The sequence below is a fragment of the Streptomyces sp. TRM68367 genome (genome assembly GCF_014495685.1).
GTDB lineage: Bacteria > Actinomycetota > Actinomycetes > Streptomycetales > Streptomycetaceae > Streptomyces.
The window spans coordinates 150,705-176,785 of sequence record NZ_JACTVI010000002.1 but is presented as its reverse complement, the minus strand read 5'-3'; the positions used below and the strand labels follow the sequence as shown (position 1 = coordinate 176,785).

The following is a 26,081-nucleotide window of genomic DNA, read 5'->3' as shown; positions in this document are numbered from 1 at the left end:
GTCCTCTGGTTCGAAACTGCCGATGTGGTCGCGGAGGGACGGCACATCGCGCGCCGTCCGGCGCGGCTCCTATATGCGCAGTTGCGAGAGGACGGACAGATCGGGCGGGGCACGGCCGACCGCGCTGGCGGGGACACGGCCTTCCGCGGCACGCTCCAGGTCTGCGGGCGGGTCGAACGTGCTCTGGCCTGGCGCGGCCAGTTGTACGGAACCGACGCTCGTCGTGGTGCAGTGCTGCATGCCGGGCATGGCACAAGTGCCGGAGTCAACGCCGTGCGCGGACGATTCCGAGGCGGAGGGTGTTGCCTCGCCCGCCATCACATGGGCCGGGTCCGCCATGGCATGAGCGGCGTGGGCGGGAGCCGGTATGCGAGCAGAGACCGAGGTGGGCGACGCGGTCGCCATGGACATCACGGATGTCATGGGCGTCTCGTGGTGTACGAGCACGGCCAGCGCGACGGACAGGGTGAGGAACACCCCGTACGCCCAGCGGACGGCTGTGCCGCCGCCGCTGTGAGCTGTCCGTATCGCCATGAGTTCCACCTGTGCCGTGCTGACTGATCGCCGGAGTCGCATACTACCCCCAGGGGGTACTGGAACACCTTACGGCCTCACCACCTGATGAGCTCTTCATCGGGTTGGCAGTCCTCCATACGAGTGCAGACCGGTGATGAGGATGTTGACTCCGTAGTAGTTGAAGACGAAGGTGGCGAACGCCACGAGCCCGAGCACCGCCGCGCGCCGGCCCTTCCACCCGGCAGTGGCACGGGCGTGCAGGTACGCGGCGTAGGCGACCCAGGTGATGAAGGCCCAGGTCTCCTTGGGGTCCCAGCCCCAGTAGCGGCCCCACGCGGCCTCCGCCCACACCGCGCCCGCGATGACCGCGAAGGTCCACAGCGGGAACACCAGACCCGTCAGCCGGTACGCCAGCTTGTCCAGCGTCCGCGCGGACGGCAGCCGCCGCCAGAGCCCCGCCGTCCGCCCCTCGACTCGGCCCGCCGCGACCTCGCGCTCCCATCGGTCGCGGAACAGGTACAGGACGGTGACCACGGCCGCGGTGTGGAACACGCCGCCGGAGATGATCGCGGCGGAGACGTGGATCCACAGCCAGTACGAGTGCAGCGCCGGCACGAGCTGCGCGGAGTCCACATACAGCACCGACACCGCGAGGCCGAGGGTCAGCAGGACCGAGAAGAGGACCGGAACTCCCAGCCAGCGCACGGGCTTCCGGGCCGCGAGCAGGCCCACGTACGCGGCCGACGCCATCAGGGCGAAGGCGGTGGAGAACTCGTACATGTTGCCCCACGGCGGGCGGCTCACCGCGAGACCCCGGGCGAGGACCGAGCCGAAGTGGAGCAGAAGCCCCAGCACGGTCAGCGCGACGGCGATCCGTCCGACCAGGTCGGCCCTGGGGCTGTCACCGGCCGCGCCGGAGCCGTCGCCCGCCGGGGCTCGATGTTCTTCCGGAGACGTGGCCGCGGGCGGTGCCAGCACTTGCGTGCTGCTTCCTGTTGCACCGTCCACGGCCACGCTCCTCGTCCGGCCGCGTGAGGGCGCGACCGGAGTCTGTTGTGCCGACGAGGCGGCAGCGGATACGCGAACGACTTTGGTGCTGCCACCGAACGCCCACTCGGCGCAGGCTGCGACGAAGGCGAGCAGATAGACGGCGATGGCCGAGTACATCAGCCAGTTGGCGAGCTGGGCCAGGTTCTGGTCCGCGAGAGAGGTACCGCTCACTTCTGCTCCTGGTGCACGGGTTCTGGGGTGTTCACGTCCGGCGTGGCTGTGCGCAGGGCGGGAAACCGCTCACGCAACTCGTCGGCGAGTTCGGTCACTTCCTCGGCCGTCCGCTCGGTACCGCCGGGGTCCAGTCCGGCGACCACGATCCGTACGCGGCCGCCCAGCAGGGGCTCGACGCGCACCCACACCCGTCGGCGGCGGATGAAGAGCGACGCGCACAGGCCGAGGCCCATGGCCACAGAGCTCCACAGGGCCGTGCTGTTGCTGGGGTTGCGGGCGATCTGGAAGCTCGCCCACTGCTTGATGCCGTCGAAGGTGAGCGAGCCGGCTCCGCCGGGGAGTTTCATCCGGTCCCCGGGGCGCAGCGCCTGCGCGAACGGCGATCCGTCGGCCTTCCGGAACTGCGTCATACCGCTGGAGTCGAGCTGGTAGACGTTCTGCGGCCGCCCGCTGTCCAGGCCAAGGTCGCCGTGGTAAGCGGTCAGGACCATGACGGGGTCGTCGGGGGCGGGGAAGCTGGAGAACCAGCCGTCCTTGGTCAGTTGGACGGTGGGCAGGAAGAAACCGGAGAAGCCCAGGCCGTCCCGCTTGCCGTTGCGGTCACGGGCGTCGGGCGCCTTGACCACACCCACCGAGCGCAGGTTGCCGTCCTGCGGCAGGAACGCGGCGGGCCCCTGCCACGCGACCTCGCCCTTGCCGTCGCGAACGGTCACCACGGGGGCGTAACCGTGGCCGACCAGGAACACCTTCGAACCGCCCACCTCCAGCGGCTTGTTGACCTCCACGAGGGCATCACGGGCCCGACCACCGTCGCCCTCGGTGTAGCTCAGCTTCGCGACGAAGGAGCTGGCGGTGCCGCGCTGCGGACCGCTGCGTTGATACGTGGCCGAGAACCCCTTGAGCCGGAAGCCGAACGGCTGGAGGCTGTCGGCCGAGGCCAGCGTGCCGGGGGTGAAGTCGTCGTACTGAGTCACGGTGTTGGTGAAGCTCTCCCCTTCGAGGACGAGCTTCTGGCCGGTCGTACCGAAGAGGCTGCCGCCGGCGAGCGCGATGAGGAGTCCGAACAGCGCGGTGTGGAACACCAGGTTTCCGGCCTCGCGCAGGTACCCCTTCTCCCCCGCGACCGATCCGTTCCCTTCAAAGTCGACGGCGACCCGAAAGCGGCGCCGCCGCAGCAGGTCCCCGGCAGTGAGCAGCGCCTCGCCCCGGTCGGAGGACGCCGTCCAGGCGACGTGCTGCGGCAAGCGGTCCAGGCGGCTCGGTGCCGTCGGCGGGCGGGACCGCAGGATACGTACGTACTGCTTGGTCCGCGGCACGATGCAGCCGGCCAGGGAGATGAAGAGCAGCAGGTAGACGGCGGCGAACCAGGGCGAAGCGTAGACGTCGAAGAAGCCGAGCTTGTCCAGGAGCGGGGCAAGATCCGGGTAGCGCCTGCGGAATTCCGCGGCCTGGGCGGGCTGCCGTCCCTCCTGGGGGACCAGGGAACCGGGCACAGCGGCGAGCGCGAGCAGGAGCAGCAGGACGAGGGCCGTGCGCATCATGGTCAGCGAACGCCAGCCCCAGCGCAGCCAGCCGACCGGCCCGAGCCCCTTGGGCTCGCCGACCTGCGGCACGGATTCACTCGTAGGGGCATCGCCTTGCGTGGGAGGATCGGCGAGACTACGAAAATTGTTAGTAGCCACGGGCCGAGTCTGACACATGCCATATCCGGTACGGCAGGCACCCCGAGAGTCGAGGGAGCATAAGGTTCCGCCGATCATCTACGAAAACCTTTAGAGCACCAGAGGGAAGAGGAGACCTCGCGCGGCATCGCCTGACGGCACAGCGGGCAGCACCACCGGGGCGACCCCGGAAGCCGCCAATACGACCCTTCCACAGCAGGTTCCCCCATACCCCTAGGGGGTATATGTTCGTCGTATCGAGCGTCGTCAACCACGGAGGCGGGCGGGGAACATGAACCGGCTCATCGCAGCGACAGCGGGCGGGCTGCTGGCACTGTTCAGCATGTACTGGGACGACTCCCTGCACACCGACGTTGGCCGGGACACTTTCTGGAGCGCACCGCACGTACTGCTCTACGGCTCGCTCATGGTGACGCTCGCCGCCACCGCATGGTGGGGGATCGGGAGGGCCCGCTCCCAGGGGCTGCGTACGACCATGGCGGATCCGCTGCTGCGGTGGGCGGTCGTGTCCGCCGGAGCCATCGGTGTCTCGGCTCCGGCGGACGAGGCCTGGCACATCGCGTTCGGCCGGGACGCGGTGCTGTGGAGTCCGCCCCACCTGCTGGGCATCGTCGCCACGTTCGCTCTGGCCGTCACCCTGCTCCGGGCGATCGCCACCGAGGGCGGCGGCCGGCCTCTGGTGCTCGGCAGCGGACTCGTCCTGGCGGCCTCGCTGGCACCGGTCATGGAGTACGAGTCGGACGTACCGCAGTACTCAGCCGTCTGGTTTCTGCCGGCCGCCGCCACCGGGCTCACCTTCGCGATCGTGCTGATCCGGCGGTTCGACCCGCATCCGTGGGCCGTCACGCGCGCGGCCCTGGTCGCCACCGCCGTGCGGCTGGCCGTGATTCCGGTTCTCGCCGGTCTCGGGCACTCCACGCCGATCGTGCCGCCCGTGCTCGTCGTCGCCCTCGCGGCCGACGCGGTCCGCAGGTGGCGGACGTCCCCGTGGGGGCTCGCGCCCGTCGTTCCCCTCGCCGTACACGCGGCGTACGTACCGCTCCTCCCCCTCCTGCCGCACGGCTCGACCGTCGCGGCCGACCAGATTGTCCCGTCCCTGCTCCTCTCGCTGGGCGGCTCGGCACTGGTCGTGCTCGCCGCCGAGGGGCTGCCACGCACCCGGCTCCCTGTGATCCGGACAGCCGGGCTCACGGTCGCCGCACTGACCCTGGCGCTGCCCCTGCTGTCCGCCGAGCGCGCGATCGCCCACGACCCCGGTCAGGGGACCGAGGCGGGCGAGGCCCACTGGCGGACGACCGCGCGGGGCTCCCGGATCGACGTCACCGTGTCTCCCGAGCCGAGCGCATCCGGCCGCGCCGTCCTTGTCGCACGACGCGCCGGGCAGGAGCTGTCCGCCCCTCTCACCTCGTCCGGCGTCGGCGTGTACCGCGGGTACGTCACGGTGCCGGAGTCCGGCCGCTGGTTCGTCTACGCCGCCTTCCGCGACGCCGGGGCCTCGACGACGGAGACCTGGATCCCGGTCGAGGCCGGCTCCTCGCAGCTCCTGCACGAGAACCGGCCGCTCTATGTGCCTCCCGCCCCGCAGAAGGACGGCGCGGGCAGGACGGCTGCCACCGTCGCGCTGTACGGGCTGTCGGGCGTGATCCTGGTCGCCGTCGCCCGCTCTGGCCGCCGTACACCTCTGCCGCAGGGGTGAGCGTGCCACCGTGTCCCGACGACGGGACTGCCATGGCCCGGAATCCGGACTGCCGGGTGACGCTCCGGCAGTCCGGCGGAGCGGGCGGCCCGGGAGTGCGTCGACCGCGCCCCTGGAGACGGGCCTTGGTGACGGCACGTCCTCCGAACGACGCGCGTTCGACGCCCTGTCCGCGACCGGAGGATCAAACGGGCCGACCCGCGTGGCTTCTGGAGAAGCGCTCGCCGCCATTCAAACGGGTTGTCAGCCGTCCTCTGATCACCGGGCCTCAGCCGACGGCTGATCACCGCGCGCCTGCCAGCGCCCGCGCCACCCCCGGTTCCTTCGGCCCGAGGAACTGGGGGTCCGGCTCGAACGCCGCGTCCAGCGCCGCCTTGTTCGCGGCGAACACTTCGCGGGTGGCGCTGTAGTACCAGACCGCGTCGTGGTGGTCGGCCGCACTGACGCCGTACGAGTCGACGCCCGCCTCCTGGCAGAGGGCGACCGCCCGGCGGATGTGGAAGCCCTGGCTGACGAGGATCGCGCGGTCGACGCCGAAGATCTTCTTGGCCCGCACGCAGGAGTCCCAGGTGTCGAAGCCGGCGTGGTCGCTGACGATGCTGGCGTCGGGCACGCCGCGATGGGTGAGGTAGTGGCGCATGGCGTGCGGCTCGTCATAGTGCACGGTGCTGTTGTCGCCGGTGACCAGAACCACCTCGACACGACCCTCTCGGTACAACTCCGCCGCCGCGTCGAGGCGGTTGGCGAGGAAAATCGACGGCTCGCCGTTCCCGAACAGGCCCGCGCCGAAGACCACGGCCACCCCGGTGCGCGGGGCGTCGGCCGTCGTCCGCAACCGGCCGTCCGCCGCCGTGAACACCCACGTCGCGGGCAGTAGCGCCAGCACGCACAGGAGCATCACCGCCTGCACGGCCCGCCGCTGCCCCGCGCGGGTGCGCGGCAGACACGGCCTGAGGATGGCGCTCGGGTGCGGGCGCGGCAGGCGCATGACAGTGGTTCCCCCCGGTTCGTGGGCCACCGTGCTCAGCGGTGGCGGCTTGTGTGGCTCGGCTGTTTCTGTCGTCCCGGACAGCAACCAGCGCTCTGACAAACGAAAGACGCCGCACATGGTCCCCACTCGCCCTCGCAGCGTGACCAACTTCACTCAGTGGCACCGGGCCTCGACGAAGGCGTAGTGGGGCCCGGTCGGGGCTGGTTCTTCGAGGTCCTGCAGGAAGCTCGGCCGCCCTACGTGCCACCCTCCCTGCAGAAAGACAGCGCGAGTCGGGCGGCCCCACGGTCGCACTGTGCGGGCTGTCGGCGACGATCGTCGCGGCCGTCGCACGCTCGGCTCGCCATCAGATGCTACGTAGTGGTTTAGTATCCGCTCGAGATCTAAGGCCGTTCTGGTGTTCGTACGGACTCTCCCCGGTGCAGTCGCCGATCTCCCTCGGCTGTCCAGGTGAAAGAGAAGGTGCTGGTGGACGACCGTCATGCGTCGGGGATCCCGACCTCGGCAGTCCCCGTTGCCGCCTCCCCGTACATGCCGTGGCCGGAGAGCCCCTGGGGGGAAGCCCGGTACGAGCCCTACGGCCATCCTGTCCACAGCCTTGGTCAGCCCCACACCGGACATGCCGACCCGGACCCGCTGTTCGGTGCGATACCGGGCGAGTACGGCATCGGCGCGCCTGGTGGCGAGGCCTTCGGCCACCAGACGTGGCACCACCACGAGAGCGGCCACAACGACACGGCTCTGACGTGGGAGACCCCCGGATACCGAACGGATCCGAGCGGCCAGTGGTGCGGAGCCCATTGGGTGGAGACCACCGATCCAGCCTTTCCCCCGCAGGACTTTCCCCCGCCCCCGGACAGCTCCGACGCCCTCCGTTCGTACGGCACTGCCGAGCTCATCGATTTCCACAGCTCTGCCAGCGAGGAACCACCGGGCCAAGCGCCGCCACACGGTGAGATCCCCGTGTGCCACAGTGCGCCCGAAGCCACGTCCCCCAGCGCTCCCCCGGACCGGCCGGCAACGCGCCGCGCCGGCAGCCGCCGTCGCAGAGCTCCGCGCCGAGGATCCGCGTTCCTGACAGTGGTCGCTCCCTCGGTCGCATTCGTGGGCATGGCCGGGATCGCTGCCGCCTCCATCGGCCTCGGCGGCAGCAGCGGCAAGGCCGCGCAGGCCGCCCCGGACCCTGCTGTCGAACCCTCCACTGCCAACGACGAGTTCGACACCCAGCTCCGCACACTCAGCCGAGAAGCCGACGACTTCGCCGAGCGCGCGAGCCGTACACAGGAACGCATCGACCTCGACCAACAGCGGCGTGAGGAACAGAGACGCAGGAGGGAGGAAGCGGAACGCAAGAAGGCGGAGGCCGCGCGCAGGGAGGCACTACGCCCCAAGTTCGTACTCCCCGTCGCGCAGAAGGGAGTCGGCGAGCTGTTCGGAGCGGCCGGGTCCATGTGGTCGAGTCGGCACACCGGCCTCGACTTCCCTGTACCCATGAACACGCCGGTGAAGGCCGTGACCGACGGCACGGTCGTCGCCGAGTGGAATCCGTACTACGGGAACCTCGTCAAGGTGACCGCCCCCGACGGCACACAGACCTGGTACGCCCACCTCGCCAGTGCCAGGATCCGCTCCGGCTTCGTCCAGGCGGGGACCGTCATCGCCTATGCGGGCAGCACCGGCAACTCGTCGGGGCCTCATCTCCACCTGGAAGTACACCCCGGCGGCGGCGATGCGATCGATCCGCTGGCGTGGCTGCGCAGCCACGGCCTCGACCCGACGTAGCACCGCCCACGACGGCCGATGGAAGCGCCACCGGCGGCAGGTGCCCGCCCGGAAGTGCGCAGACGGGAGCCTGAGCCACGGAATCCCGCGCAGGGAGCCGAGCACCGCGGGGAGGGCGAACCGTAACTGTCCAGTGGGCGGCCTTCCGTGCGCGACGCCCCGCTCGTCTCCGCGCGTGGGCCGGCTCCCACCCTTCGGCTGAGCCCAGCCGGTCGGCGTTTGCGGAGGTCGTCGTCGGCCGTGCGGGCTGGACACCCAGCGCTCCGATGAGGACACCCGTCTCCCTTCACTCCGATGTCACGTCCGAGCTCGGCGGCAACGGCGTACTGGCCTGGGAACCGACGCCCGGCGTGGTCGCCTATGTCGGCTACAGCGGTGCATCCCTCGACCGGGGCGCCGTCGCTGGCCTGCACCGGCTCGCCGAGCGGACCCGCCTGCTGAGCGCGCAGGAGTGGCAGGCCACCGGTCCTTCGACGGTCGACCAGGTCAACGACTTCGGTTGAGGCCGTCCGGCCGGAGACGGTTCCGGTACTCCTACAAGTCGTCGGCCAGACCGCGGTACGCAATCCCACCGGCCACCTGAACACCCTCCGACTCCGAAACGTACTAAGGGCACTAGCAGTTAACGCCCAGGCAGCGCCTCGCGGTGCTCCGTACGACGAGGCGGCGTCGGCAGCGCAGGCCCGCCAGCTCGGACGAACGGAAAGGTGAAGATGGGAATCCTCGCGCTCAGTTGGGCCATCGCGTTGGTCTCTGCTCTGGTGGCAGCGGTCAGCGCGGTCCGGGTGGTGACCACCAGCGGTGAGACCCGGTTCGCGGCGGGCGGCGACCTGCTCATGGGGCTGTGCATGGCGGCCATGGCCCTGCCGGCGACGGTCGGCTGGTACGCGGGCTACGGCATCTGGTGGGCGGTGGCGTTCGGCATCCTCGGGCTCGGGGCTGTGGCGATGGCGGTCAAGCACACACGCGCCGGCGGGTGGAAGCACGGCCGTCACTGGGTGCACCTGATCGTCGGCAGCTTCGGCATGGTGATCATGACGCTGGCCATGACGAGCACGTCGTCCGGTCCGGTACTCGCGCTGGGCGGCGGGCACTCCATGGCGCACATGCCGGGCATGGAGAACACAGCGAGCGCGACGGGCACGACGGGCACACACGAGATGGAGGGCATGGAGTCCATGCACGGGGCGGGATCCATGCACGGGATGGACACGCCGGGCATGACGAATGCCGCGGCTGACGCCGGTTCCTCCGCCGGGTCCGGTTCTGCATGGCGGTTCGTGATCGCGGCTCTCGCCGTCTATTTCCTGCTGTCGATCGGCGCGTCCGTGTGGGCGAGGGTCCGGGGCACCAGACGGGGCGGCCGGAGTGCCGGCTCCCAGTCCGGCTGGAGCCGCTGGCTGCTCGCCATGCCGGACACGGTGTTCGTCTACCTGGCGTCGCTGACGCTCTCGGTGTGGGACAGGACCAGGACGGACCAGCGGTCAGGCCACGGACGGCGCCGCAAGCTCGGAGCCGCGCCGGACGCGGCGCTCGCAGCCCATATCGGCATGGGCGGAACCATGTCCGCGATGCTGCTGATGATGGCCGCGTGAGAGCCAGCCGAGTCGTCGCTGACCACTAGGACGACGCCGCGTCGGGGACCAAGCACGGTGCACCGTGGCCGGCATTGACATCGGCTTCACGTCGCACGGAGTGGACTCAGCGCGGACTCGAATCGCTCAGCATCGACCCGATCGACCCGCGTCATGCAAAGCCGATTCGTATTCGGCGTCCGGGACGGCGAGAATGGACACACGCGATCCACGCGCCCGGACGGCCTCGGACTCCGAGTTCCCCAGCGCAGGCCGCATGCGGGCGCCCGTCCGAAGGGTCCGGTCCGATGTCGCCTTCACGTCTCCGCAGGCGTAGCGTCCCGTTGGCGCTCGGAGCAGCCTCCGTCCTGCTGCTCGCGACCGCCTGTGCCGGCGGGGACAACGAACCCGCCACGACCTCACCAAGCCCCACCTCCTCCCCCACGAGCCCCTCGACCGCCCCAGCCGACACGGGCAGCATCACGATGGAGAACTTCGCGTTCAGCCCCGCGAATCCGGAGGTGCGGCCTGGCGAGAAGATCACCGTGGTCAACAAGGACTCCGCCGCCCACACCGTGACGGCCACGGAAGACGATGCCTTCGACACCGGGAGCATCGCCGGCGGGAAGTCCGGGACGTTCACAGCCCCGCCCAAGGCGGGTGAGTACGCCTTCGTCTGCACCTTCCACCCGAACATGACAGGCACTCTGATCGTCCGCTGAGGCGCCCCGGACCCGGTCGGTGCCCGTGCACACACGGGCACCGACCGAGGTCACACCGCTGCGGCGTCAGCCGACCGGCACGGGCGCGGTGCGCACGCTTGGCGCCGTCCGAGCGCGGGCCGCCCGCATGCCGAGCAGCCCGAAGCCCACGGCAAGACCGCCCCAGAGCAGGCCCATGGACGCGGCCGAGAGCACGCGGAAGTCCCACACCAGCGTGGCGGGGGCGGTCACCGCATCAGGGTTGTCGGGCAGCGCGAACAGGGAAGCCAGCGCGGCCAGCACGATGGCCGTCACGGCCAGCTGACGCAGCGGCGCGGGACGTCCGTGCTCCGCCAGCCATCCGTGGACACGCCAGGCCAGGACGACGGCTATCACCCCGATCGCGATGGCCGCGAGCCACGCGTTGACGCGGGTGTCGATCGTTCCCGGATCACCCACGCCGGGCGGGTTCGCCGGATAGCGGAGGAAAGGCAGCAGCCAGACCCCGGTGAAGCCGGCGCCCGCCAGCGTCAGCGACCGCCGCCAGGGCGCACCGTCCGGATCACGGCGATGCAGGATCGCGTACACGACGGCGAAGAGGACCCCGAGCGCCGCTCCGGTGAGGACGGCGGCCACGAGCAGGCCCGCGTGCTGCGTGGAGCGGGAGAAGACCTCGGCCGCGGCCGGTCCCGCACCGCTCGCCTCCTCGCGGGCCGCCTCCAGCCGCACCGCCCGGTCCAGTACCGGCTCGGCGAGCAGCCACGAGAATCCTCCGCTGACAAGTCCAGCGGCTCCACCGGCGAGCGTGCCTCGCCCGAGCAGGGACAGAAGTGACGTCACCTGTCCCCCCTCAGTGGCAGGGGCCGGCAAGGAGGTGCCGGCCGTCGTGGGCGAACTCGTGGACGTAGTTGGCGGATGTCGCGACCTTGCCCAGCACCGGCGAGAGCAGCGCGCCCTGGTCCAGGAAGACCGCGTCCAGCGCGACCAGGGCGAGGATCACCGCCGCGGCTGCGATCAGCCCGTCTCGCAGCGGGTGGACGACCAGCCCGGTGGCCGGTCGCGCCTCGGGAATCGCCGAAGCACTCATGGAACCTCCTCGCGGGGTGCACACGCCCCGCCGTTCAGGAGGACGACGGGTCAGTGTCTGACTCCCGGGACATCCCGGTCACAGTGGCGGGACCGCCCCGGATTCTCACCGGGTTCCTGCTCACCGTCGCCTCGATGTGAAGTTGTCGTCGCAGGCCGCGACGCTTACTAAGCAGGTTAGCGAGAAACGCGGCGACCGGACAGGCCCGTGTGGGCGGCACCACGGGCGCAGGAATACCCCTCGGGGGTATAGTGTTGATGTCACAGGAGGGGTCAGGGTCGACGCCCCTCCCGGAAAGCAACCCACGCACCCACACCCCGAGGAAGTAGCCATGACCACCCAGACGAACTCCAGCTCCGACTCTTGCTGCGGCTCGTGCGGTTCCGGCGCCACGGTCGATGTCGAGGGCGTCGGCGTCACCACCACCTACAAGGTGTCCGGCATGACCTGCGGCCACTGCGAGGGCGCGGTCTCCCAGGAGATATCCGCGCTGGACGGCGTTACCGCGGTCCAGGCCGTCGCCAAGACCGGCGAGGTCACCGTCACCTCCACCGCACCGCTCGACGAGGAGGCCGTCCGCGCCGCCGTCGACGAGGCCGGGTACGAGCTCGTCGGCCGCGCCTGACGACCTCCTTCGGGGTCCACGGCCCCGAACAGCGAATTCCTCCCCACGCCGGGACGTACCGCTCCGCTGATACGGACGCTGTACGTCCCGGCCTCTCCCTGGAGATACGCCCATGACCAGCACGGCTCCCGAGAAGGCCGTCCCCGACACGGCACCCGCGCCCACCTCCGCGGTCGAGCTCTCCATCGGCGGCATGACTTGTGCGTCGTGCGCGGCCCGTATCGAGAAGAAGCTCAACCGTATGGACGGCGTCACCGCGACCGTCAACTTCGCCACCGAGAAGGCCAAGGTCTCCTACGCGGACGGCGTCGAGGTGACCGACCTCATCGCCACCGTCGAGAAGACCGGCTACACCGCCGAGGAGCCGCCCCCGCCCGCGTCCGGCACCGCCGACACGAGCGAGGGCGAGGCCACTCCGGCGGCGGACGGTGAACTGCTGTCCCTGCGGCAGCGTCTGTACGTGTCGCTGGTACTCACCGTGCCCGTCGTCCTGATGGCGATGGTGCCGGCCCTGCAGTTCGACAACTGGCAGTGGCTGTCGCTGACGCTGGCCGCCCCGGTCGTCGTCTGGGGCGCCTTCCCCTTCCACCGGGCCGCTTGGACGAACGCCCGGCATGGCGCCGCCACCATGGACACGCTGGTGTCCATCGGTACGCTCGCCGCGCTCGGCTGGTCGGTGTGGGCGCTGTTCTGGGGGCACGCCGGGATGCCGGGCATGCGGCACGGCTTCGAGTTCACCATCTCCCGCGGGGACGGCTCATCCTCCATATATCTGGAGGCCGCGGCAGGGGTGACCGCGTTCATCCTCGCTGGGCGCTACCTGGAGGCGAAGTCCAAGCGCAAGGCGGGTGCGGCGCTGCGGGCGCTGCTGGAGCTGGGCGCGAAGGACGTCGCAGTGCTGCGGGGCGGCAAGGAAGTACGTATCCCTGTCGCGCAGTTGGCCGTCGGTGACCGCTTCGTCGTACGCCCCGGGGAGAAGATCGCCACCGACGGCACCGTCGTCGAGGGCGCGTCGGCGGTGGACGCCTCCATGCTGACCGGCGAGTCGGTGCCGGTGGACGTGACCGTCGGGGACGCCGTCACCGGCGCCACCGTCAACGCAGGCGGCCGGCTCGTCGTCCAGGCGACCCGCATCGGCACGGACACCCAGCTCGCGCGCATGGCGAAGCTGGTCGAGGACGCGCAGAACGGCAAAGCCGAGGTGCAGCGCCTCGCCGACCGGATCTCCTCGGTCTTCGTCCCCGTGGTCATCCTCCTTGCCCTCGGCACCCTGCTGACCTGGCTGTTCGTCACCGGAGACGCCACCGCGGCCTTCACCGCCGCCGTGGCCGTCCTGATCATCGCCTGCCCGTGCGCCCTTGGCCTCGCCACCCCGACGGCCCTCATGGTCGGCACCGGCCGCGGCGCCCAGCTCGGCATCCTCATCAAGGGTCCCGAGGTCCTGGAGTCCACCCGCCGCGTCGACACCGTCGTCCTGGACAAGACCGGCACAGTGACCACGGGCCGCATGCAGCTCCAGGACGTCATCCCCGCACCGGGCGTCGACAAGGACGAACTGCTGCGGCTGGCGGGCGCGTTGGAGCACGCCTCCGAGCACCCGATCGCCCAGGCCATCGCGGCCGGTGCCGCTGAGCGGGTCGGAAGCCTGCCGGTGCCGGAGAACTTCGAGAACGTCGCCGGCCTCGGCGTACAGGGCGTCGTCGACGGTCACGCCGTACTCGTGGGCCGCGAGAAGCTCCTCAAGGAGTGGGTCATCGAGCTGCCCCATGAGCTGGCCGACGCCAAGGCCGCGGCAGAGGCAGAGGGACGTACGGCGGTCGCCGTCGCCTGGGACGGCGAGGCGCGCGGTGTCCTCACCGTCGCCGACGCGGTCAAGGAGACCAGCGCCGAGGCGGTGGCCGAACTGCGCCGTCTCGGCCTGAAGCCCGTCCTGCTGACCGGCGACAACCAACTCGTCGCCGAGTCGGTCGCCCGTTCCGTGGGCATCGACGAGGTGATCGCCGAGGTCCTGCCCGAGGACAAGGTCGACGTCGTCAAACGACTGCAGGCCGAGGGCCGTTCGGTCGCGATGGTCGGCGACGGCGTCAACGACGCGGCCGCCCTGGCCACCGCCGACCTCGGCCTGGCCATGGGCACCGGCACGGACGCGGCGATCGAGGCGGGCGACCTCACCCTCGTACGCGGTGACCTGCGGGTGGCCGCCGACGCGATCCGCCTCTCCCGCAAGACCCTGGCCACCATCAAGGGCAACCTCTTCTGGGCCTTCGGCTACAACGTCGCCGCCCTGCCGCTCGCCGCCGCCGGCATGCTCAACCCGATGATCGCGGGCGCCGCGATGGCCTTCTCGTCGGTGTTCGTGGTGACCAACAGCCTGCGGCTGCGGTCCTTCAAGTGACCGTGAGGGCTTACGCCTTTCGCTGAGGCGCCCGGCCCGATGAGGCCGGGCGCCTCGGTGTCGGGCCCGTCGCTCGGCTGGTCTCTCGGTTCGTCGGCTCAGTCCCCGAGCGCGCCGGAAGCACTCCGCCTCCGCCGACGACGGCGTGCACACAGCGAAGTCTGCGGCTTTATCACCGGAGCACCGAGGACCGCAGTCATTCGCAATGCCTCTATGCCGCTGACTTGCCGGCGCGCTCCCGCCTCAAGCGTCCGCCGGGTGCGCCACGTGCTTCCAGCGCACTCCCCCACCCATCGGCAACATTGCACCAACGCCAACGAGTGCACCTCTGGGATCGAGCAACCGGTCGGAGATCATGTGCGCAGCAGCCGGGCGATGGCCCGCGTAGCCTCCGCGACCTTGTCCCGCGCCTCGTCTCCTCCGGCAGTCATGGCGTCCTGGACGCAGTGCGCGAGGTGATCTTCCAGTAGCTGCATCGCCACCGCTTGGAGGGCCTTGGTGGTGGCCGCGACCTGGGTGAGGACGTCGATACAGTACTGGTCCTCCTCTACCAGGCGCTGCAGGCCTCGGACCTGGCCCTCGATGCGGCGGAGCCGCTTGAGGACGGCGTCCTTGCCCTCGCGATAGCCCGGCGGCGCCTGCTCGGCCTCGGTCTGTTCCTGCTGGTCCATACGCCCCAACAGTATTCGCCGGCGGCTTCAGACAGGAGGCGAACGTGAACTGTGTCTCGGCGCTCGTCATGCCGACCCGCAGGAGGCCTTGCCGACCCGCAGAGGATCTGCCGCCCATCACCCAATCGACGACTCCCACGCGTACCACGCTCAGCCCAAGTCCCGCAAAATACGATCAGGTTAAAGACCTTTACGGTTGATCACCGTACTAAGTACCTTCGCGGTGCCGGTCAGTTGGTGGCCGGCATCACCTCGTTTTGGGCCGGTCACCCCGGCCGCACGAGTGGAGGTCAAGCATGCGCAAGGCCCACAGACAGACCGGCGTGGGCGTGCTCGCGGCGATACTCTTCGCCACGACCGCTCTCGCCGGTTCCGCACAGGCACACGACGGCGTCTCGGCAACCGACGGCGCCATCGACAACGCGGCGGCCACCCACGGCCACGACCAGCACGGCGGCAGCGACGGACATCTGCCAGCCACTCAGAAAGACGTCCGACTGGTCAGCAAACTCAAGCTGAGCAACGTCGTCGAGGGCAAGATCGCCGACGTCGGCGTCTACAAGGGCTACGCCTACCTCGCCTCCTGGGGCGGCGTCGGCTGCGACAACACCGGCGTGTACGTCGTGGATATCCGAAAGCCCAGCAAGCCCAAGGAAGTCGGCTTCATCCCGGCCCCGGCGGGCAGCGCCCCCGGCGAGGGCATCCAGACGGTGCACCTCTCCACGCCGTCCTTCAACGGTGACGTGCTCGTCAGCAACAACGAGATCTGCGGCGACACCGGCTCCGGCGGCATGAACATCTACGACGTCACGAACCCCACCAAGCCGAAGGTGCTCGCCGAGGGCGTCGGCGACTTCACGCTGGAAGGTGAGCCGACGGAGATCGCCCGTCAGATCCACAGCGTGTTCGCGTGGGACGCGGGCCGGAAGGCGTACGCGGCGATCGTCGACAACGAAGAGGGTACGGATGTCGACATCATGGACATCACGGATCCGGCGAAGCCGCAGCTCATCGCCGAGTACGACCTCGACGAGACGTTCCCGCAGATCGTCCAGGCGGCCCCGGACAACCTGACCGAGATGTTCCTGCACGACATGGTCGTCAAGAACATCCGCGGCCGCCAGGTCCTGCTGGCCTCCTACTGGGACGCGGGCTACGTCGCCCTGGACGCGACCGACCCGAAGAACCTCACGTACATCGGCGACACGGACTTCACCAACCCCGACCCCGAGGGCGCCGCGAACGGGCGCGACGTGGCGCCGGAAGGCAACGGTCACCAGGCCGAGTTCACCCTCGGCAACCGGTATGTGATCGGCGCCGACGAGGACTTCGCCCCGTACGCCCTCTCGGCCCGCAACCTGGACGACAACACCGCCGTCACCGCCGGCCAGGGCATCCCGCTGGAGGCGGGCAAGACCATCACCGGCGACACGGTGTACGCCGGCCTGGGCTGCAACGACAGCCCCGCCATCCCCGCGGGCGACCCGGCCGCCGTGGACATCGCCGTCGTGGAGCGCGGCGTCTGCACATTCACCGAGAAGGCCGCCAACGTCGAGGCAGCGGGCGGCTACGACGCCATACTCGTCTTCAACCGCACCGGCTCGGACGCCTGCGACACGCAGAGCGGCATGGGCGTCGAGGGCACTCTGCCGACCTTCGGCGTAGCACCGCGCGGCCAGGGCTTCGCCGTCTTCGACCAGCCCTACAGCAACGACGACTGCCTCGCCGGCACCGGTCCCGCCACCCTGCCGGTGGACATCGGCACCAAGGGCGACCGGCTCACCTTCTCCTCGCACTTCGACGGCTGGGGCTACGCGCACCTCTACCGCAACAAGGGCGGGAAGATGACCGAGCTGGACACGTACGCCATCCCGGAGAGCCAGGACCCCGCGTACGCCTCCGGCTCCGGCGACCTGTCGGTCCATGAGGTGGCGACCTCCGGTGTCCGGCCCGACCTGGCGTACTTCGCCTACTACGCGGGCGGATTCCGGGTCACGAAGATCAAGAATGACAACCTCGTGGAGGTCGGCCGCTTCATCGACGAGGGCGGCAACAACTTCTGGGGTGTCCAGACCTTCAACTCCTTCGGGAAGGAGTACGTCGCGGCCTCCGACCGGGACTTCGGGCTGTACATCTTCGAGTACACCGGTCACTGAGGTGATCTGAGGGCGGCGGGGTCCCTTGCAGCTTCGGAGAGCGGCCGGGGCCCCGCTGAGGTCGGTCTCTGACGGCGCGAGGGGCCTCCCAACCCGACGGCCACACAGGCGAGGGGCCGCGAAGCTTAACGCTCGCTGAGAAGCACTCAGGTTGCTCTCAGTGGCCTCCCGGCACATTGGGTTCGTCCCGGCGAGAGCCACCGGGACGAAGCATTTGAGAGGCAGTCAATGAACCTGAAGAAGAAGCTCGTCGCCGTCTCCGCGGTCATCGCCGTGCCCATCGGACTGGGCATCGCCGGGACCGCGTACGCGGGCACTTCAACCGACTCGCCCAAGGCGCCCGCGGTCTCCGAGTCCGCCAAGAAGTCGGAGCAGCATGGTCCCGGCCACGAGCGCCCCGAGGGCGTCGAGCACGGCAAGAACCACAAGCACCCCGGCGGTGGCGAACACGGCAAGGACCACACGTGCCCCGCAGGTGTCGAGCACGGTGAGGACCACGAGCAGGGCTGACACGGAGCGCCCCGAGGGACGACTGGGGCTCGGGCGCCTGAACCGGTTCGAGCAGTCCGATTTCGACTCCGAGGAGTCGGGCTGACCACCGAGCCGCCATCCGATACGGCCCGAGGGCGGCGTGCGCCCCTCGGGCCGTTTGCCTGCTGTCTTCGCTTACGGCAGCCGGGGGATCCGTACCCGGAACAGGGCGCCGCCGCCGGGTGCTTCGACGACCTCGGCCGTACCGCCGTGCTCGCGGGCGATCTCCCGGACGATCGCCAGCCCCAGGCCGGTGCCCCCGGTCGACCGGCCCCGCGCGTCGTCCAGCCGGACGAACCGGTCGAAGACCCGGTCGCGCTCTCCGGCCGGCACACCAGGCCCGTCGTCGCTGACTTCGAGCACCGCGTCCCCGGCGTCCTCCGCTGTGACCAGCCGGATCTGGGTCCGGCCGTGCCGGGCCGCGTTGTCCGCCAGGTTGCGGACCAGCCGTGCCAGCGCGTCCCGGTCCCCGCGCACCTTGACCGGGGTGAGGCTCGCCTCGACCGCCAGATCGGTCGTGCTGCGCAGCCGCACCCGTTCGGCGTCGACCACGTCGTCGAGGTCCACCTCGTCGCGGCGCAGCGCCAGGCCGCCCTCGTCCGAGCGGGCGAGCAGCAGCAGATCCCCGACCAGAGCGCCCAGCCGCCGCGTCTCGTCCTGGGCGGTGCGCAGGGAGTCGGGGTCGGTCAGCCCGCCGTTGCGTTCGGCGAGTTCCAGGACGCTGGTGATGGTGGTCAGCGGGGAGCGCAGTTCGTGCCCGGCGTCGGCGACGAAGCGTCGCTGTGCCTGCTGCGCGCTCTCCAGTCGGGCCAGCATCTCGTTCATGGTGGCCGCGAGGCGGGCGATCTCGTCCTCACCTCCGGGCTCGGGGACTCGGCGAGCCAGGTCGGCCTCTCCAATGGCGGCCACCTGCTCCCGGATGCGCTCGACCGGAGCCAGTGCCCGCCCGGTGAGCCGACGGGCGAGCAGTCCCATCAACACCACGGTGAGCGGGACCGCGACCGCGGCCATGACGACGACCGTGTTGACGGCGACGTTGATGGGGCGGAGCGGCTCACCCACCACGGCGGTGTAGTCGGCGCCGTCCAGCGCGACCCGTTTGCTCAGCACGAGCAGCCCGTCGGTCTCCGTCCGAGCGGTTTGCCCGGGCTCCGGGTCGAGGTCGGCGACGGGCGTGTCCGGACGGCTGCCCGCGACGAGCTTGCCGGAGGAATCCACAAGCTGCACCACTGCCACCTTCTGGTGCGGGTTCCACTGGACCCGGTCGTCCGAGCCGTGCGGGTGCGAGGAGGTCGGGCTGTCCTCGATCTCCTCGATCGCCGTGGTGAGGGTGCTCTCGGTCGAGTCGAGCAGCACCTGGCGCAGCACGAGGATCCCAGCGACGGCACCGAGGACCAGGGCGACGGCCGTCACGGCGACCGTGGCCCACACCAGACGGCGGCGGACACCGACGCGGGTCACCGGGCGCGCGGCCACCTCAGCCACCCTCCGGGTCGAGCAGGTACCCGGCGCCGCGCACGGTGCGGATGGCCTGTCGGCCGAACGGTTCGTCGATCTTCCTGCGGAGGTAGCGGATGTAGACCTCGACGACGTTCTCGCCGCCGTCGTAGTGGGCGTCCCAGACACCGCCGAGAATGTCGGTCTTGGCGAGCACCGTGCCCTTGCGGCGCATCAGGAACTCCAGCACGCCGTATTCACGTGGGGTCAGCTCGATCCGGGCGCCGCCGCGGGCCACCCGGTGCTGGGAGGGATCCAGGGTGAGGTCACCGGCCGCGAGCACCGCGGGACGCTCGGCCGAGCCCCGCCGGGTCAGCGCCCGCAACCGCGCCACCAGGACCACGAAGGAGAAGGGCTTGGTCAGGTAGTCGTCGGCCCCCAGGTCGAACGCGTCGGCCTCGTCGTACTCGCCGGTCTTGGCCGTGAGCATCAACACGGGCGTCCACACGTCCCGTTCACGCATCCGCTTGACGACCTCGTAGCCGCTGAGGCCGGGCAGCATGATGTCGAGGACCACGACGTCGTAGTAGTCGCGCTCGGTCGCCGCCCACAACCCGTCGACGCCGTTGGACTCCACGTCGACCTCGATGTGCTCGGTGGCCAGCCCCCGCTGCACCGTCTCGGCGATCCGCGGCTCATCCTCCACGAGCAGGATCCGCATGGGCCGCTCCCTTCGCCGCCAATTTTGCCGGGGCTCTTACGCCGGTCCGGTGTCAGGGAACCACAGCCGCCTATGGCCCCTTCCCGCGAGGCCTTCACACGAGGGCAGGCCGTGGTCCGACCATCGACGCCAGTAGGGGCCCAAGTCGGTGCCCGTCCAGGTTCATCACATCGGCCTGCCGCCCTCGCGGCACCCCGGCTTCAAGGCACCGAAGCGGCTTTCCTAAGCTACTTAGAAGATTCTATCGCCGAAGGAGACAGCCGTGGCCCCAACGGCACCGCGCACCCACTCCGCCCCCACAGCGCCACCACCGGCAGACCGACGCGCCGACCGCTCGCGGCTGCGTACCAGGGTTCGGTGGCGGGCCTCCGGCGTGGTCGCGGCCGCTCTGCTGCTCGCCGCGTGCGGGACGAGTACGACTTCCGGCTCGTCGGACACCGAGAAGGCCGCCGCCTCCAGCACCCAGGAGGGACTCACCGAGTACCCGGCAGGCAAACGGCCCACGGCTCCCATGCTCAGCGGCGAGACGATCACCGGCGATCAGTTGGACCTGGCCGACCTGCGCGGCAAGGTGATCGTGCTCAATGTGTGGGGATCTTGGTGCGCGCCGTGCCGGGCCGAGGCGCCCGATCTGAAGAAGGTATCCGAGGAGACCCGTGACCTCGGCGTGCGGTTCGTCGGCATCAACACACGGGACAACGACGCGGCGGCGAAGGCCTTCGAGCGGAACTACGGCATCACGTACCCCAGCTTCCGCGACCCCGACGGCAAGCTGCTCCTGGGCTTCGACGGACGCATCCCGCTGTCCGCGGTTCCCAGCTCCGTGATCATCGACCGTGACGGACGCATCGCCGCCCGCATCATCGGCCGGACCACCTACACGACCCTGAGCGAGCTGGTGAAGGATCTCGCCGCGGAGAAGAACGGCGGAGGTACGGACAAGTGACGGTGGCCGCCGGTGTCGGCGAAACGGTCCTGACAGGGCCGCTCGCCGTCGCCCTCCTCCTGGCACTCGCCGCCGGAGCGCTCTCCTTCTTCTCGCCCTGCTGCCTCCCCCTGGTCCCGGGCTATCTCTCGTACGTCGCCGGGATGTCTGGCGCGAGCACCGCCGACGCGGGGCGGCGCGGCACGAGATGGCGGGTTCTGGTCGGCTGTTTGCTGTTCGTGGGCGGTTTCGCCGCCGTCTTCACCAGCTACGGGGCGCTGTTCGGTGGTGCGGGTGCCGTGCTGGTGGCGCACCAGCGGACGCTCGGCATCGTGCTGGGCTCGCTCACCATCGTGCTGGGCCTGGTCTTCGCCGGGCTGCTCGACAAGCTGCCGCTGGCCGGGTTCAGCTGGCGGCCCTCCGTCCGGCCCGGCGCGGGCCTCGCGGGCGCGCCGCTGCTCGGCGCGCTCTTCGCGATCGGCTGGACGCCGTGCATCGGCCCCACGCTCGCGGCCGTCCTTTCCCTGGCGGCGGACAGCGCGAGCGCCGGGCGCGGGGCCCTCCTCTCATTCACGTACAGCCTCGGACTCGGCATTCCCTTCCTGCTCGCGGCGGCGTCGTTCGACGGCGCGATGCGACGCTTCACCTGGGCGCGGCGGCACGCGCGGACGGTGATGCGAGTCGGTGGAGTGCTGCTGGTGGCGGTGGGGGTCATGCAGGTGACCGGCTGGTGGGGGCAGCTCATCGCTCAGCTTCAGACACTCATCACAGGTTTCCAACTCCCACTGTGAATCCGCCCATGGCATGGGGAGCGTTCAGGTTCTCCGCCCCGGATACGAGCCCGCACGGGCGAACTTTCCCTCTTCAGCCTGCACGGGCAGCACTGGGAGCGACCTCGCCGAGGCGGCATACCGCCCGCGCCCGCGCAGTCTCAGGCCGCGGCACAAGCGACGTCCCATAGCTGGCGGATGCGATGTGCACGGCCGACGGAGGCCGAGCGGGGCCGAGGCCTGGAATCACACTCGCGGCGCCTGGTCGCCTACGGCCGGGCCCGGAAACGGATCCGCCGGCTCCGGAGCCTCCCGTTGCAGCAGGCGCATCATCCTCCGCGCCAGGAGGGGGTCCACCGGCAGCGCGTGCGCCGCGAACCAGCGGGCCGCTTCAGGCGCCGGGGACGGCTCCACGAACTCGGGTCCGGCGAAGTCGTCCAAGGGCGGGTCGTACAGGTACCCGATCACGACACCGCACCGCTCCAGACGTGCCACCAGCTCGTCCCGGTCGCGCACCATCAGGGGCACGCGGAACAGCGGCGGCACGTGGCGAGCCTGCACCCCCTCCGCGACCGCGCCCCTCACGCCCGCGGCAGCCCAGACGGTGCCGCCCAGCAGCCTCGTACCCTCACGCCGCCGAGACAGGTCCGCGTCCAGGCCACTCATCCGCCGCCTCAGCGTGCGCTGCAGAACGCGTCCGTGTTCCCTGCGGTATCCGTGCAGATCGACTCGCACCCAGCGGTCGAAGGCTCCCAGGTCCGGACTGCGGCCCGTGCTCTCCCGCAAGTGCCGTTCTTGGAGCTCCATACGAAAGCGTTCGCGTTCCAGCAGCCCCAGGGTCCGCATGGTCCTCCATACGGGTCGGACCAGATGGAGCCGCTGTACCGCAGCGCGCGCGAGAGGGCGCAGCGTGTACGCCAGGTCCCGATGCAGCTGCCGCGGCGCCAGCAGCTCATCACGCAGTTGTTCCAGCGCCTTGCGGTCCGCTGGGTCCTCCAGCGCCAGGAATCCGCCACCGGTCGCCCCCGCGTGCTTGCCCAGGCTGAAAGCCGCGGCTGTTCCGAAGGTGCCGATCGGGCGGTCGCCCAGCGTCGTACCGATCGCGTGTGCTGCGTCCTCAAGGAGGGGGATGCCCATTCGGTCGCACCGAGTGCGCAGTTCGTCCGCGTCGTCCGGCATGCCGTAGACGTTGGTCGTCAGCACCGCGCTTACGCTGCGCCAGGTCGATTCCGGCACCGCGCGGATGTCGATGTTCCCGTCCCGAGGTGACACCGGCGCCATTACGGGACGCAGCCCGGCTGCCAGCACGACGAACACCATGACGTCGTCGTTGACCGGCGACATCAGGACGCTTCCACCAGGAGCGCACCAGCGGCGTAGTGCCAGGTACACGGCCAGTCTGCACGACGGGACATACACGCACTCACGGCCGAGCCGCTCACGCATCAGATCTTCGAGGGCACCGCCGGCCGACGGCGATGGATGTGGAGACTCTCCTGACCGCACGGCTCCCCTTTCCATTCGATGCGGTCACCCGAGACTTCCGGAGGCAAGGAGAGTCATGCGGGATGACCAGCTCCCAATCGGTGACCGGTGACGTCCTTTGAGGGTGGGATCACAGCGGACGGAAAGAAGGCGGCCGCTGGGGATCGAGTGTCGGCTACCGAACTAGACACTAAGTCCCTTAGTAGATAAAGGCAAGCGCATCACCTCCGGCCCGTACACGAACCCCCGACCGCGACCTCGCCGGCCGCGCTGCAGCCAACCAGACCCACCCCCGGCACGAGACACCCCCAGCAACAGATCCATCACACTGCGCGATGGATTGCGCCCGGACTGGCGCCAACGTCCCCATTTATCTAAACTACTTAGTAGATAGAGCGGTTCGATGAGCGTCCCGCAGTCCACCGGGAGGCCCCCATGCCTCAGTTTCTGTATCCACTGCTCCTCCTGGCCTGCCCGATCGGCATGGGCCTGATGATGTGGTTCATGACGCGCGGAGGGCTGCACGCATCACGGCGAAGCAACTCCGTCGACTCACCCGCGGCGCACTTCGAGCTGGACGAGCTGCGCAGGGAAGTCGCCGAGCTGCGCGCCGCACAGAAGGACACACGCGAAACCTTGTGAACTGGGCCTTGGTCCCATGGCCGCGATAGCGATACTGATCGGCACCCTGCTTCTCGCTGCGATCTACTACGACATAGTCCGCCTGGTCAGCACACACCAGAGCCGGTACCCACCCCTGGCCCGCGTCAGGGGCAGGCGCGCGGCGCTCGAGGATGAGGAGCGGTGGTGCGCCGGCCTGCTGCTGCACGGACGGATCGACACACGCTCCTACCAGCGACGCATGACAGCCCTCGCCCACGGCCACCGCGTCGTCGAACCCCGACCTCGCCACTGATCCAACCCCTCATTGCTACTAATCCGATTAGTGACTTAGCATGGCTGCCAGCCGCCGACCGGAGGCCGTTGTCAGGCTCCCCGGTTTGCCGTGCCGTCCGGTCGGCGGCCCGATCCCGAGGAGCAGCCCCATGCGCACCTGGCCCGCCCGCAGATGGCTCGTGGCAGCAGCGGTCACGGTGATCGCCGCACTTGTCATCGGCGTTCCGACGGGCGTGGTGCCGACCCCCTTCTACACGCGGATGACCCCGGTGCTCTGGTGGAACTACCCGGTGTGGCTGGTCAGTTCCGTACTTGAGGGGCTCCTGGTGGCCACGTACGTCCGCATCGGCCCGGCCGACGTCCCCGCGGCCGGGCCGCCCGAGCGTCCCCGCACCGCTCGCGCCCTCGGCGCGGGACTGCTGTCCGCCTTCGCGGTCGGCTGTCCGATCTGCAACAAGCTCGTGGTGCTGGCCATCGGTGTCAGCGGCGCCCTGTCGTACTTCGCTCCGCTGCAACCGGTACTCGCCGCCGCCTCGGTGGCGCTGCTGGTCCACGTGCTCGTACGACGACTGCGCACCGCGAACGTCTGCGCAGTGCCTTCGTGAGGACCGGTACTTCCCTCGTGACCCGCCCCAATGCGGCCACGCTACGGTCCTGGGCAGCGGCCTCCGCCGGTGGACTGCTGCTCTACGCCTCGTTCCCGCCTGTCGGCTGGTGGTTCCTGGCCCCGCTCGGCCCGGCTCTGCTGATCCTGGCGGTGCGCGGACGGCGTGCCCGGTCCGCCTTCGCCGCGGGCGGGATCTTCGGCATCGCCTTCCTCGCCCCGCTGATCGTCTGGCTGGCGAACCTCGGTCTGGTCCCGTGGCTGGCCCTCACTGCGATCCAGGCCCTGGTCTTCGCACTCGCCGCGCTGCCGCTGCCCCGCTTGATCGCGCTGCCGGGCTGGCCGCTGTACACCGCTGCGTGGTGGGTGGTCCTGGAGGCGGTGCGCGGCCGGGCTCCGCTCGGCGGCTTCCCCTGGGGACGGCTGGCCTTCGGTCAGGCGGATGCCCCCTATGCGGGCTGGGCCGCTGTCGGCGGCGGCCCAGCCCTCTCCTTCGCCGTCGCGTTCCTGGGATCGCTGCTGGTGTGCGGCCTGACAGAGTGGCGCCGCGGCCGACGGGAGGCCAGCGCGGCCGTATGCCTTGGCGCGGTTGCCCTGATCACGACACCGCTCGCCCTCCCCGCCCCGGGGACATCCGGGCCGAGCGCCGTGGTCGCCGTCGTCCAGGGCAACGTCGAACGCGAGCGCACGCTGGAGGAGCAGGCCCGGGTGCGCAACGTCGCACAGAACCACGCCCGCGAGACCAAGGCCCTGGCCGACGCCGTACGCCGCGGCGAGGTCCCACGTCCGGACATCGTCCTGTGGCCGGAGAACTCCCTCGACGGCGACCCGAGACGCAATCCGGAGCTCGGCTCCCTCGTCGCCGACTCGGTCCGCGAACTGGACAGCCCCCTCCTCATCGGCGCCATGCTGGAAGCCCCCGACGACCGGGCCTACAACGCCGGCCAGCTGTGGCTGCCCGACCAGGGCCCGGTCTCCTGGTACGCCAAGCGCCAGCTCGTACCCTTCGGCGAGTACATCCCGGCGCGTTCGCTCCTCGGCGGCCTCGGCGCGCTCCAGCTCATCCCGCGCGACCTCCTGCCCGGTACGTCCACGGCCCCGCTGGAGGCGGGGCAGGTGCTGCTCGGTGACGTGATCTGCTACGAGATCGCGTACGACGACCGGGTCCGCGACACCGTCCGGGCGGGCGCCAACCTCCTCGTCGTCCAGACGAACAACGCGACGTACGAGCGCGGTATCCAGGCCGGGCAGTCCGAGCAGCAGCTCGCGATGGCCCGCATCCGCGCGATCGAGTACGGACGGGCGGTCGCCCTCGCCTCGACGAGCGGGGTCAGCGCCATCGTCGCCCCGGACGGACAGGTCATGGACCGGCTGGGGACCTGGCGTGGCGGTCATCTGGTGGAGCAGGTGCCGCTCTCTTCGGGGCTCACCCTCTCCGAGTGGCTCGGCGTGTGGCCCGAGGTGGTGCTGGGGGCGCCCGTTCTCGTCGGTCTGGCGCTCTCGCTGCGTCGCTCGCGGCGCACCGCAGCCGCAGCTCAGGCACCTGCTTCCATGCCCGAGCATGACCAACCATTTACTAAGCTACTTAGCTGAATCTCTTATAGTGCAGGT

The 26,081-nt window shown here is 70.1% G+C and carries 25 protein-coding genes and 1 riboswitch; of the genes, 15 read left to right on the top strand and 10 right to left on the bottom strand.

Going from position 1 to position 26,081, the window contains the following annotated elements; translation table 11 throughout:
* Window positions 1-69: 69 nt before the first annotated feature.
* From H8R17_RS02230 to H8R17_RS02220, 3 genes are all read right to left on the bottom strand, one after another.
* Window positions 70-534 carry a hypothetical protein gene (locus tag H8R17_RS02230; RefSeq protein WP_187821373.1) on the bottom strand — a complete coding sequence of 155 codons (465 nt, stop codon included), beginning with the start codon at window positions 532-534 and terminating at the stop codon, window positions 70-72.
* A 96-nt stretch (window positions 535-630) separates the two neighbouring features.
* Window positions 631-1,737 carry a c-type cytochrome biogenesis protein CcsB gene (gene ccsB / locus H8R17_RS02225; protein ID WP_187821372.1) on the bottom strand — a complete coding sequence of 369 codons (1,107 nt, stop codon included), beginning with the start codon at window positions 1,735-1,737 and terminating at the stop codon, window positions 631-633.
* The gene (locus H8R17_RS02220; protein ID WP_316959281.1) at window positions 1,734-3,353 is read right to left on the bottom strand and encodes a cytochrome c biogenesis protein ResB; all 1,620 of its coding nucleotides are present in this window, start codon (window positions 3,351-3,353) and stop codon (window positions 1,734-1,736) included. The genes ccsB and H8R17_RS02220 overlap by 4 nt, the downstream gene beginning before the upstream one ends.
* A 340-nt stretch (window positions 3,354-3,693) precedes the next feature.
* On the opposite strand from H8R17_RS02220, the gene H8R17_RS02215 reads away from it, so the two are divergent.
* On the top strand, window positions 3,694-5,118 hold the full coding sequence (locus tag H8R17_RS02215; RefSeq protein WP_187821371.1) for a hypothetical protein: 1,425 nt from the start codon (window positions 3,694-3,696) through the stop codon (window positions 5,116-5,118).
* Window positions 5,119-5,401: 283 nt separating this feature from the next.
* Here H8R17_RS02215 and H8R17_RS02210 read toward each other — a convergent pair whose 3' ends face one another.
* Window positions 5,402-6,106: a vancomycin high temperature exclusion protein gene (locus H8R17_RS02210; RefSeq protein ID WP_187821370.1), complete on the bottom strand. Its 705-nt coding sequence runs from the start codon at window positions 6,104-6,106 to the stop codon at window positions 5,402-5,404.
* A 1,113-nt stretch (window positions 6,107-7,219) separates the two neighbouring features.
* Here H8R17_RS02210 and H8R17_RS46220 point away from each other — a divergent pair.
* From H8R17_RS46220 to H8R17_RS02190, 4 genes are all read left to right on the top strand, one after another.
* Window positions 7,220-7,891 carry a M23 family metallopeptidase gene (locus H8R17_RS46220; RefSeq protein WP_262504930.1) on the top strand — a complete coding sequence of 224 codons (672 nt, stop codon included), beginning with the start codon at window positions 7,220-7,222 and terminating at the stop codon, window positions 7,889-7,891.
* Between the two features lie 266 nt (window positions 7,892-8,157).
* A complete protein-coding gene (locus tag H8R17_RS02200; protein WP_187821369.1) occupies window positions 8,158-8,394 on the top strand; it encodes a hypothetical protein in 237 nt (78 codons plus the stop codon).
* A gap of 210 nt (window positions 8,395-8,604) precedes the next feature.
* Complete coding sequence (locus H8R17_RS02195; RefSeq protein ID WP_187821490.1) at window positions 8,605-9,486, top strand: DUF5134 domain-containing protein; 882 nt, start codon at window positions 8,605-8,607, stop codon at window positions 9,484-9,486.
* A gap of 323 nt (window positions 9,487-9,809) precedes the next feature.
* On the top strand, window positions 9,810-10,187 hold the full coding sequence (locus H8R17_RS02190; RefSeq protein ID WP_262504929.1) for a cupredoxin domain-containing protein: 378 nt from the start codon (window positions 9,810-9,812) through the stop codon (window positions 10,185-10,187).
* Window positions 10,188-10,253: 66 nt separating this feature from the next.
* Here the strand turns inward: H8R17_RS02190 and H8R17_RS02185 are convergent, their stop codons facing one another.
* Both H8R17_RS02185 and H8R17_RS02180 read right to left on the bottom strand, forming a co-directional pair.
* The gene (locus H8R17_RS02185) at window positions 10,254-11,006 is read right to left on the bottom strand and encodes a CbtA family protein (RefSeq protein WP_316959280.1); all 753 of its coding nucleotides are present in this window, start codon (window positions 11,004-11,006) and stop codon (window positions 10,254-10,256) included.
* Between the two features lie 10 nt (window positions 11,007-11,016).
* Entirely contained in the window at window positions 11,017-11,253 is a 237-nt protein-coding gene (locus H8R17_RS02180) for a CbtB-domain containing protein (RefSeq protein WP_187821366.1), read from the bottom strand.
* A gap of 51 nt (window positions 11,254-11,304) precedes the next feature.
* A riboswitch (cobalamin riboswitch) is annotated at window positions 11,305-11,374 on the bottom strand.
* 210 nt (window positions 11,375-11,584) lie between these two features.
* Between H8R17_RS02180 and H8R17_RS02175 the strand changes: the two genes are divergently transcribed.
* Together H8R17_RS02175 and H8R17_RS02170 are read left to right on the top strand one after the other, a co-directional pair.
* On the top strand, window positions 11,585-11,878 hold the full coding sequence (locus tag H8R17_RS02175; RefSeq protein WP_187821365.1) for a heavy-metal-associated domain-containing protein: 294 nt from the start codon (window positions 11,585-11,587) through the stop codon (window positions 11,876-11,878).
* A gap of 112 nt (window positions 11,879-11,990) precedes the next feature.
* A complete protein-coding gene (locus tag H8R17_RS02170) occupies window positions 11,991-14,273 on the top strand; it encodes a cation-translocating P-type ATPase (protein ID WP_187821364.1) in 2,283 nt (760 codons plus the stop codon).
* A gap of 353 nt (window positions 14,274-14,626) precedes the next feature.
* Here the strand turns inward: H8R17_RS02170 and H8R17_RS02165 are convergent, their stop codons facing one another.
* A complete protein-coding gene (locus tag H8R17_RS02165) occupies window positions 14,627-14,944 on the bottom strand; it encodes a metal-sensitive transcriptional regulator (protein WP_187821363.1) in 318 nt (105 codons plus the stop codon).
* Between the two features lie 296 nt (window positions 14,945-15,240).
* On the opposite strand from H8R17_RS02165, the gene H8R17_RS02160 reads away from it, so the two are divergent.
* Both H8R17_RS02160 and H8R17_RS02155 read left to right on the top strand, forming a co-directional pair.
* Window positions 15,241-17,100 (top strand): PA domain-containing protein, encoded by a 1,860-nt coding sequence (locus tag H8R17_RS02160; protein ID WP_187821362.1) that lies wholly within the window; start codon window positions 15,241-15,243, stop codon window positions 17,098-17,100.
* A gap of 228 nt (window positions 17,101-17,328) precedes the next feature.
* Window positions 17,329-17,610 carry a hypothetical protein gene (locus H8R17_RS02155; RefSeq protein ID WP_187821361.1) on the top strand — a complete coding sequence of 94 codons (282 nt, stop codon included), beginning with the start codon at window positions 17,329-17,331 and terminating at the stop codon, window positions 17,608-17,610.
* 156 nt (window positions 17,611-17,766) lie between these two features.
* Here the strand turns inward: H8R17_RS02155 and H8R17_RS48515 are convergent, their stop codons facing one another.
* Window positions 17,767-19,107, bottom strand: a complete 1,341-nt coding sequence (locus tag H8R17_RS48515) for a cell wall metabolism sensor histidine kinase WalK (protein WP_223124532.1) — start codon at window positions 19,105-19,107, stop codon at window positions 17,767-17,769.
* 1 nt (window position 19,108) lies between these two features.
* Complete coding sequence (locus H8R17_RS02145) at window positions 19,109-19,789, bottom strand: response regulator transcription factor (protein WP_187821360.1); 681 nt, start codon at window positions 19,787-19,789, stop codon at window positions 19,109-19,111.
* Window positions 19,790-20,051: 262 nt separating this feature from the next.
* Between H8R17_RS02145 and H8R17_RS02140 the strand changes: the two genes are divergently transcribed.
* Window positions 20,052-20,735, top strand: coding sequence for a thioredoxin family protein (locus H8R17_RS02140; RefSeq protein ID WP_187821359.1), 684 nt, complete (start codon window positions 20,052-20,054; stop codon window positions 20,733-20,735).
* The gene (locus H8R17_RS02135; protein WP_187821358.1) at window positions 20,732-21,505 is read left to right on the top strand and encodes a cytochrome c biogenesis protein CcdA; all 774 of its coding nucleotides are present in this window, start codon (window positions 20,732-20,734) and stop codon (window positions 21,503-21,505) included. Before H8R17_RS02140 ends, H8R17_RS02135 begins: the two co-directional genes overlap by 4 nt.
* A 225-nt stretch (window positions 21,506-21,730) precedes the next feature.
* Here H8R17_RS02135 and H8R17_RS02130 read toward each other — a convergent pair whose 3' ends face one another.
* Window positions 21,731-23,005: a DegT/DnrJ/EryC1/StrS family aminotransferase gene (locus H8R17_RS02130; protein WP_399476137.1), complete on the bottom strand. Its 1,275-nt coding sequence runs from the start codon at window positions 23,003-23,005 to the stop codon at window positions 21,731-21,733.
* A 399-nt stretch (window positions 23,006-23,404) separates the two neighbouring features.
* On the opposite strand from H8R17_RS02130, the gene H8R17_RS02125 reads away from it, so the two are divergent.
* From H8R17_RS02125 to lnt, 4 genes are all read left to right on the top strand, one after another.
* On the top strand, window positions 23,405-23,611 hold the full coding sequence (locus tag H8R17_RS02125; RefSeq protein WP_187821356.1) for a hypothetical protein: 207 nt from the start codon (window positions 23,405-23,407) through the stop codon (window positions 23,609-23,611).
* Between the two features lie 16 nt (window positions 23,612-23,627).
* Window positions 23,628-23,885 (top strand): hypothetical protein, encoded by a 258-nt coding sequence (locus H8R17_RS02120; protein ID WP_187821355.1) that lies wholly within the window; start codon window positions 23,628-23,630, stop codon window positions 23,883-23,885.
* Window positions 23,886-24,015: 130 nt separating this feature from the next.
* Window positions 24,016-24,471 (top strand): hypothetical protein, encoded by a 456-nt coding sequence (locus H8R17_RS02115; protein WP_187821354.1) that lies wholly within the window; start codon window positions 24,016-24,018, stop codon window positions 24,469-24,471.
* Between the two features lie 17 nt (window positions 24,472-24,488).
* Entirely contained in the window at window positions 24,489-26,063 is a 1,575-nt protein-coding gene (lnt, locus tag H8R17_RS02110) for an apolipoprotein N-acyltransferase (RefSeq protein ID WP_187821353.1), read from the top strand.
* The last annotated feature ends 18 nt before the right edge of the window (window positions 26,064-26,081 follow it).

What these genes read in the sequence shown, in the direction of transcription:
- H8R17_RS02230 (WP_187821373.1), bottom strand. Translation starts at nt 534, where the DNA reads ATGGCGATACGGACAGCTCACAGCGGCGGCGGCACAGCCGTCCGCTGG.
- H8R17_RS02215 (WP_187821371.1), top strand. Translation starts at nt 3,694, where the DNA reads ATGAACCGGCTCATCGCAGCGACAGCGGGCGGGCTGCTGGCACTGTTC.
- H8R17_RS02210 (WP_187821370.1), bottom strand. Translation starts at nt 6,106, where the DNA reads ATGCGCCTGCCGCGCCCGCACCCGAGCGCCATCCTCAGGCCGTGTCTG.
- H8R17_RS46220 (WP_262504930.1), top strand. Translation starts at nt 7,220, where the DNA reads ATGGCCGGGATCGCTGCCGCCTCCATCGGCCTCGGCGGCAGCAGCGGC.
- H8R17_RS02200 (WP_187821369.1), top strand. Translation starts at nt 8,158, where the DNA reads ATGAGGACACCCGTCTCCCTTCACTCCGATGTCACGTCCGAGCTCGGC.
- H8R17_RS02195 (WP_187821490.1), top strand. Translation starts at nt 8,605, where the DNA reads ATGGGAATCCTCGCGCTCAGTTGGGCCATCGCGTTGGTCTCTGCTCTG.
- H8R17_RS02180 (WP_187821366.1), bottom strand. Translation starts at nt 11,253, where the DNA reads ATGAGTGCTTCGGCGATTCCCGAGGCGCGACCGGCCACCGGGCTGGTC.
- H8R17_RS02175 (WP_187821365.1), top strand. Translation starts at nt 11,585, where the DNA reads ATGACCACCCAGACGAACTCCAGCTCCGACTCTTGCTGCGGCTCGTGC.
- H8R17_RS02170 (WP_187821364.1), top strand. Translation starts at nt 11,991, where the DNA reads ATGACCAGCACGGCTCCCGAGAAGGCCGTCCCCGACACGGCACCCGCG.
- H8R17_RS02165 (WP_187821363.1), bottom strand. Translation starts at nt 14,944, where the DNA reads ATGGACCAGCAGGAACAGACCGAGGCCGAGCAGGCGCCGCCGGGCTAT.
- H8R17_RS02160 (WP_187821362.1), top strand. Translation starts at nt 15,241, where the DNA reads ATGCGCAAGGCCCACAGACAGACCGGCGTGGGCGTGCTCGCGGCGATA.
- H8R17_RS02155 (WP_187821361.1), top strand. Translation starts at nt 17,329, where the DNA reads ATGAACCTGAAGAAGAAGCTCGTCGCCGTCTCCGCGGTCATCGCCGTG.
- H8R17_RS02145 (WP_187821360.1), bottom strand. Translation starts at nt 19,789, where the DNA reads ATGCGGATCCTGCTCGTGGAGGATGAGCCGCGGATCGCCGAGACGGTG.
- H8R17_RS02130 (WP_399476137.1), bottom strand. Translation starts at nt 23,005, where the DNA reads ATGGAAAGGGGAGCCGTGCGGTCAGGAGAGTCTCCACATCCATCGCCG.
- H8R17_RS02125 (WP_187821356.1), top strand. Translation starts at nt 23,405, where the DNA reads ATGCCTCAGTTTCTGTATCCACTGCTCCTCCTGGCCTGCCCGATCGGC.
- H8R17_RS02120 (WP_187821355.1), top strand. Translation starts at nt 23,628, where the DNA reads ATGGCCGCGATAGCGATACTGATCGGCACCCTGCTTCTCGCTGCGATC.
- H8R17_RS02115 (WP_187821354.1), top strand. Translation starts at nt 24,016, where the DNA reads ATGCGCACCTGGCCCGCCCGCAGATGGCTCGTGGCAGCAGCGGTCACG.